The sequence below is a fragment of the Undibacterium sp. TC4M20W genome (assembly GCF_049340245.1).
Classification (GTDB): Bacteria; Pseudomonadota; Gammaproteobacteria; order Burkholderiales; family Burkholderiaceae_D; genus Undibacterium.
Genome location: NZ_JBMPPI010000030.1, coordinates 61,436 through 68,751, shown reverse-complemented (window position 1 = coordinate 68,751; position 7,316 = coordinate 61,436). Strand labels below are relative to the sequence as shown.

Genomic DNA, 7,316 nt, shown 5'->3' with positions numbered 1-7,316 from the left:
TCATCGTCTTGCTTTGTTATTTCTTGTGAACACTTGCTATATTATTTAAGCATTCCAACTAACCTAAGTTAATTGGTGCGCTTCACCAAGTGCCCACATTTATTGACTGTTAATTGTTAAAGAACCATAATCTTTTCTACTTAACTGAACTACTTATTCATCCAGTTTTGCGTCGCAGCGTTGTGTGCGTCAGCAGCAGAGAAACGAGATTATGAAGCACTTATTTGCCGCTGTCAACACCTGCAACTCTTTTCGTTTTGTTTCGTTCTTTCGAACTCGCTAAACCGTTGCAAACTATTCACAGCAACCAGATCTTTCCGCAGCTTTTACTTCTCCGCTCAATTTCCAGTCTTGCTTCTCTTCTCGCCCGCTCTTCAGCGGGAGGCGAACTATAGCAAACTCTTACCCTGCTTTGCAAGACCCCAGCGTAAATTATTTAGGGAATTAGGGAATTCTTGAGGGAGCGGTGTTTGGGGACCGGGATGGGGGTGGGTTTTGTAGGGTGCGCCGTGCGCACCGCTCTTTGAGTAACTGTGCACTTCTTCTTACTGCTTATGGTGCAAAACTAGCGGCTGTATATATAAGGGCTGTATATGTAAGATAAGCGAACGGTGCGCATGGCGCACCCTACTAGTCCTGGTGTTTGGCGTGTGGGTGGGAGTTTGCTTTACTGTTCATCGGCGGACGACGCTGGGCTCCTGCCTGCGCAGGAGCGACGGGTTCGGGGGGCTATCTATATAGTGCTGATTTCGCTGATCGACCGGAATCCATCCCATCCCTACCTTCCTATTGAAGGGGAAGGACCTTGCGTGGATCTGGAACGTGCTTGCATTGCTTCGCGAATGCGATCTATTTTTTAGAGCTGTATAAATGCGATTTAATTTGTAGAGGAACGTCATATATGACGCGCCTCTACATAGTCTCTATACAACTAGAAACTAAAGACAAATTACTTATTCTTGAATACTGCCGGACGTTTCTCCAGAAAGGCTTGCATACCTTCTTTCTGATCTTCCGTACCAAAACTCGCCTGGAACAAACGGCGCTCATACTGTATGCCTTCTGACAGCGTAGTCTCATAAGCGCGGTTCACAGACTCCTTCGCCATCATGATGATAGGCAAAGACATGGAAGCGATAACATTCGCTGCAGCGAAAGCCTCTTCCATCAACTTGTCCAATGGTACAACGCGGGATACCAGGCCTGCGCGTTCTGCTTCGACCACATCCATCATACGCGCAGTCAGGCACATGTCCATGGCTTTCGATTTGGAGATCGCGCGTGGCAGGCGCTGTGTACCACCCGCGCCAGGTAAAGTGCCCAGCTTGATTTCTGGCTGGCCGAACTTGGCATTTTCAGCAGCGATGATGAAGTCGCACATCATGGCGACTTCGCAACCACCACCCAGGGCATAACCGGCGACAGCAGCGATGACTGGCTTACGGATCTGGCGCATGGTTTCCCAGTTGCGGGTGATGTAATCATCTTTATAGGCATCCATGAAGCTATAGCCCACCATGGCGGCAATGTCGGCACCGGCGGCGAAGGCTTTTTCACTGCCAGTCAGGATAATGCAATGGATGTTCTCATCCTTGTCGAAAGCTTTTAATGCCAGACCCAGTTCATCCATGAGCTGATCGTTCAGCGCATTCATGGCCTTGGGGCGGTTCAGGGTGATCAAGCCGACTTTGTCGCGGGTTTCAGTCAAAATACATTCGTATGTCATAGATGCTCCTGATTTTATTGAGTAGGGGTATGCAGCATGAATGCCGGTATGCCTATTGTAATGCGCCGGACCAGCACCTGTAATTAGGTGCGCAAATAAGCACACAAATTAGCAGGTACAATGCGCTTAATTTATTGAGCGAGGTGAATGCGATGTGGTTATTAGCGCTGGAAGCAGGCGTGGCGATGTTCATGCTGATTTTTATCGTCTGGTGGACGATGTTTCATGGCCGCACGCCAGAAACACCACCAAAAGAAGATAAAAAGCCTATAGAACAAAGCAAGGATATTGAAAATCCCCAATAAGCCTGGGCCGTGCCAGTATCAATGCAGAGTACGCGGCAAAGACAAAACAAACTCAGGTATCTCTGCCTCAAAGCGATGGGCATCTTCTGCCACGCAGAAATAAGTACCCTTCATGCTGCCCTGTGGCGTCCTTAATGAACTGCCACTGGTGTATTCAAAGCTTTGCCCTGGCGCCAGGAAGGGTTGATGGCCGACTACACCCAGGCCTTTGACTTCTTCTACATGGTTGGTGCTGTCGGTAATGATCCAGTGGCGTGAAATCACTTGCGCCGCCACGGTGCCAGTATTCTTGATGGTGATGGTGTAGGCAAAAACAAAATTATTTTGCTCTGGGTCGGACTGGTCTTTGAGGTATTGCGTCGCCACCGTTACACTTATTTCATACGCTGCCATAATTTTCTTTCATGATGAACTATGTTCATTGTGCCAGACGAAGACAACAGCCGCTTGCCCTCACAAGGTAAAATAGCATATCTTTTTCAAGCACGATTCCATCATGACTACTTTCCGCATTGCTCCAAGTATATTGTCTGCCGATTTCGCCCGTCTGGGAGAAGAAGTCCGCAATGTTGTCGCCGCTGGCGCTGACATGATCCATTTTGATGTCATGGACAATCATTATGTGCCCAACCTGACCATAGGCCCCATGGTATGCGAAGCGATACGCCCGCATGTGCAAGTGCCTATCGATGTACATCTGATGGTCAAGCCTGTGGATCGCATCATCCCCGACTTTGCCAAGGCAGGCGCAAATATCATCACCTTTCACCCGGAAGCATCTGAACATATAGACCGCAGCCTGCAAACCATACGTGATCATGGTTGCAAGGCTGGCCTGGTATTCAACCCGGCGACACCATTGCATGTACTGGAAAACGTCATCGATAAAGTCGATATCGTTTTGATCATGTCGATCAACCCCGGTTTTGGCGGCCAGACCTTTATCCCGCATACACTGAAGAAAATCGCGCAAGCCCGCAAGATCATTGATGAATCTGGCCGCGACATCATGCTGGAAGTGGACGGCGGCGTCAAAATCGAGAACATCGCAGAGATAGCCCGTGCCGGTGCCGATACCTTCGTTGCCGGTTCTGCCATATTTGGCAAACCCGACTACAAGGCCATCATCGATGCCATGCGTGTTGAGTTGTCCAAGGTTTAATCCTCAATTTCATATTCAGGCTTTTCGCCACAGCAGGCGGAAAGCCTATATCTGATCGCCCCCACCATGTTCAGCCACATCAAAGCCGCTATCATCGATCTCGACGGCACCATGATAGATACCGCACCAGACTTTCTGGTCGCCATCAACCGCATGCGCGTAGACTTTGCACTGGCACCGCTGACGCTGGATGTCATCAAGACCATGGTGGGCAAGGGTTCTGAAAATCTTATCCAGCAAGTTTTGTCCCTGGACTTTGATGCCACTGGTGTAGCAGCCCGCTTCGATGATGCATTGGCTACTTACCAGCTTCATTACCTGGCTGTCAATGGTGATCACAGTCAGCTTTACCCGCAGGTGCATGAAGGCTTGCAAGCCATGCGCGATCTGGGTATGCGTCTGGTCTGCATCACCAACAAACCACTCGCCTTCGCCCTGCCGCTGATGCAAAAGAAGGAAATAGTCCATTATTTTGAGCAAGTCTATGGCGGTGACAGCTTTGCAAAAAAGAAACCTGATCCCCTGCCCATGCTGGAAGCCTGCAAGGCTCTGGACTTGCCACCATCACAAGTGCTGGCCATTGGCGATTCCAGCAATGATGCGATTGCTGCCCGCGCTGCCGGTTGCCCGGTCTTGACAGTGCCGTATGGATACAACCACGGTGAAGCTGTACAAAATATTCAAAGTGATGGTATAGTCGAAACCCTGTTGGTAGCAGCACAACTGCTGCCAGCGAAAAACTCTCATTGACTTTCAAACCATTCACATAACGAATGTTCCTCGATAACAAACGTTCCATGATCACTCCAGGCACTTTTGAGGCCTGGCTATGGCGACGCTGGCAATTCTGTTAATACACGAATGCCGCGAGTGGCTGTGCACATCCCAAGCACATCTTCTTGCTTGTTATATCAATCTGTCTTACCCGTCCATACTCTCTTGAGCGAATTTGCGTGCGCCGCTGGCTGCTGTTGCAGACGCGTGCACAAGTCTCAGGAGCAGGCAGGCGGTTGAAAGAAAACCATGACCGAACTCGAATTCAAATCGTTGGCCGCGCAAGGCTACAACCGTATCCCCATGATTGCGGAAGCCTTCGCCGATCTGGAAACCCCGCTCACCCTTTACCTGAAACTCGCGCAAACCCAGAATGCGGGCAAGAATACCTTCTTGCTTGAATCCGTCATGGGTGGCGAGCGTTTTGGCCGCTACTCTTTCATAGGTTTGCCCGCCAATACCCTGGTGCGCAGCTTTGGTGAAAAAGTCGAAGTCCTGAAAAATGGCCAGGTCATAGAGAGCCGCGAGATGAACCCGCTGGATTTCATTGCTGAATTCCAGGCGCGTTTCAAGGTGGCATTGCGTCCTGGCCTGCCACGTTTTTGCGGTGGTCTGGCTGGTTACTTTGGCTATGACGCTGTGCGCCATGTAGAAAAACGCCTGGCTGGCAAGGCACCAAAAGATGATCTGGGCTTGCCAGAAATCCAGTTATTGCTGACGGAAGAACTGGCAGTCATCGACAATGTCTCCGGCAAACTCTATCTCATCGTGTATGCCGACCCTACCCAGCCAGAAGCCTGGTCCAAAGCCCGCCAGCGCCTGAAAGACTTGCGCGCCATGTTGCGCCGTAGTGTTGATGCTCCGGTCACATCGGCGTCTGTCCGTACAGAATCCATACGCGACTTTGCCAAGGACGATTATCTGAAGGCGGTAGAAAAAGCCAAGGAATACATCATGGCTGGCGACCTCATGCAAGTGCAGGTGGGCCAGCGCATCAAGAAACCGTATGTGGATTCACCGCTGTCACTGTATCGCGCCCTGCGTTCGCTGAATCCTTCGCCGTATATGTATTTCTATAATTTTGGCGACATGCAAATCATAGGCGCATCCCCAGAAATCCTGGTGCGCAATGAAAGCCTGAATGATGGCAGCAAGAAAGTCACCATACGCCCACTGGCTGGCACCCGCCCACGTGGCACCACACCAGAACGCGACGCTGAACTGGCCAAAGAATTACTGGCTGACCCGAAAGAAATCGCCGAACACGTGATGCTGATAGACCTGGCCCGCAATGACATAGGCCGCATCGCCCAGACCGGCAGCGTCAAGGTCACTGACCAGATGGTCATCGAAAAATATTCGCACGTACAACACATCGTCTCGAATGTAGAAGGTGTCTTGCAAGCCGATTTGTCCAACCTCGATGTATTGAAAGCCACCTTCCCGGCTGGCACCTTGTCTGGCGCACCGAAAGTCAGGGCCATGGAACTCATCGATGAACTCGAACCTGTCAAACGCGGCATCTATGGGGGTGCCTGTGGTTACCTGTCCTTCGGTGGCGAAATGGACCTGGCGATTGCAATACGCACTGGCGTCTTGAAAGACGGCATGCTGTATGTGCAGGCAGCTGCTGGCGTGGTGGCTGATTCAGTACCGGAAATGGAATGGCAGGAAACCGAAAACAAGGCACGCGCAGTATTGCGTGCAGCAGAACAAGTGCAAGATGGCCTGGATGGGGAGATTTAAATGCTACTGATGATAGACAACTACGATTCCTTCACCTACAACCTGGTGCAATATTTTGCCGAGCTGGGTGAGGATGTGCGTACCTACCGTAATGATGAAATTACGATAGAAGAAATTGAGGCGCTGAAGCCCGATCACATCTGTATTTCACCCGGTCCCTGCACACCGACAGAGGCTGGCGTTTCCATCGCTGTCATAGAACGCTTTTCTGGCAAGACGCCTATTCTCGGTGTCTGTCTTGGTCACCAGGCCATAGGTGCAGCCTTTGGTGGCAAGGTTATCCGTGCCAAGCAAGTCATGCATGGCAAGACTTCTGCGATTGCCCATACTGGCGTTGGCGTCTTCAGGAATTTGCCCAGCCCTTACACGATTACCCGTTACCACTCGCTGGCAATAGAACGTGCCAGCCTGCCGGATTGCCTGGAAGTGACTGCATGGACAGATGACGGTGAAATCATGGGTGTGCGCCATAAGGAATTCAATCTCGAAGGCGTGCAATTCCACCCCGAATCCATCTTGTCCGAGCATGGCCACGCCCTGCTGAAAAACTTTTTGACTGGAACAGCATCATGACCATTTCTCAACAAGAAGCACTGACACGCCTGATAGAACACCGTGAAATTTTTCACGATGAAATGCTGTTCCTGTTCCGCAAACTGATGGGTGGCGAAATGTCGCCAGTCATGATCACCGCACTGACCATGGGCCTGCGCGTCAAGAAAGAAAGCATAGGCGAAATCACCGCCGCCGCCCAAGTCATGCGTGAATTCTCGACCAAGGTGCCACTGGCAAATACGGACAACATGATCGATATCGTTGGCACGGGTGGTGATGGTGCGCATACTTTCAATATCTCTACTGCATCGATGTTCGTTACTGCCGCCGCTGGTGCACGTGTTGCCAAGCATGGTGGTCGCAGTGTGTCTTCATCTTCCGGCAGTGCTGATGTGCTGGAATCATTGGGCGCAAACATCAATCTCAAGCCTGAGCAAATCGCTCAGTCGATAGCACAAACCGGCATAGGCTTCATGTTTGCACCTAATCACCATGCGGCGATGAAACATGCTGCACCAGTTCGCCGTGAACTCGGTGTGCGCACTATCTTCAATATCCTGGGGCCATTGACCAATCCGGCTGGCGCGCCGAATATTTTGATGGGCGTATTCCACCCTGACCTGGTCGGTATACAAATTCGTGTCCTGCAACGCCTTGGGGCGCAACATGCACTGGTGGTATGGGGGCGCGACAATATGGATGAAGTCTCACTCGGTGCACCAACCATGGTGGGTGAGCTGGTGAATGGCGAAATCCGCGAATATGATATCCACCCGGAAGACTTTGGTTTGCAGATGGTATCCAACCGCAACTTGCGTGTAAATGGTGCAGACGAATCGAAAGCAAAAATACTGGAAGTGATGAACAATGTTGAAGGTGCAGCAACTGACATCGTTGCCTTGAATGCAGGTACCGCCCTGTATGGCGCGGGCATAGCCACATCGATAGCCGATGGTGTCAAGCTAGCCCAGGCAGCGATTGCATCAGGCGCAGCCAGGGCCAAGCTGGAACAGTTCATAGCAGTCACCCAGCAATTAGGGAAGTAAGC

The 7,316-nt window shown here is 51.1% G+C and carries 8 protein-coding genes; 6 read left to right on the top strand and 2 right to left on the bottom strand.

What is annotated here, in order from left to right; all coding sequences use genetic code 11:
• Positions 1-949: 949 nt before the first annotated feature.
• Positions 950-1,726, bottom strand: coding sequence for an enoyl-CoA hydratase (locus ACO0LL_RS25325; protein WP_110258199.1), 777 nt, complete (start codon positions 1,724-1,726; stop codon positions 950-952).
• Positions 1,727-1,878: 152 nt separating this feature from the next.
• On the opposite strand from ACO0LL_RS25325, the gene ACO0LL_RS25320 reads away from it, so the two are divergent.
• A complete protein-coding gene (locus ACO0LL_RS25320; RefSeq protein WP_422953583.1) occupies positions 1,879-2,031 on the top strand; it encodes a hypothetical protein in 153 nt (50 codons plus the stop codon).
• An 18-nt stretch (positions 2,032-2,049) separates the two neighbouring features.
• On the opposite strand, the gene apaG is transcribed toward ACO0LL_RS25320, so the two are convergent.
• Entirely contained in the window at positions 2,050-2,424 is a 375-nt protein-coding gene (apaG, locus tag ACO0LL_RS25315; protein WP_422953582.1) for a Co2+/Mg2+ efflux protein ApaG, read from the bottom strand.
• A 103-nt stretch (positions 2,425-2,527) separates the two neighbouring features.
• Between apaG and rpe the strand changes: the two genes are divergently transcribed.
• From rpe to trpD, 5 genes are all read left to right on the top strand, one after another.
• On the top strand, positions 2,528-3,193 hold the full coding sequence (gene rpe / locus ACO0LL_RS25310; protein ID WP_110258197.1) for a ribulose-phosphate 3-epimerase: 666 nt from the start codon (positions 2,528-2,530) through the stop codon (positions 3,191-3,193).
• 66 nt (positions 3,194-3,259) lie between these two features.
• Positions 3,260-3,943: a phosphoglycolate phosphatase gene (locus ACO0LL_RS25305; protein ID WP_422953581.1), complete on the top strand. Its 684-nt coding sequence runs from the start codon at positions 3,260-3,262 to the stop codon at positions 3,941-3,943.
• Between the two features lie 273 nt (positions 3,944-4,216).
• Positions 4,217-5,713, top strand: a complete 1,497-nt coding sequence (gene trpE, locus ACO0LL_RS25300) for an anthranilate synthase component I (RefSeq protein ID WP_422953580.1) — start codon at positions 4,217-4,219, stop codon at positions 5,711-5,713.
• Complete coding sequence (locus ACO0LL_RS25295) at positions 5,714-6,286, top strand: anthranilate synthase component II (protein ID WP_422953579.1); 573 nt, start codon at positions 5,714-5,716, stop codon at positions 6,284-6,286.
• Positions 6,283-7,314, top strand: coding sequence for an anthranilate phosphoribosyltransferase (gene trpD / locus ACO0LL_RS25290; RefSeq protein ID WP_422953578.1), 1,032 nt, complete (start codon positions 6,283-6,285; stop codon positions 7,312-7,314). Before ACO0LL_RS25295 ends, trpD begins: the two co-directional genes overlap by 4 nt.
• The last annotated feature ends 2 nt before the right edge of the window (positions 7,315-7,316 follow it).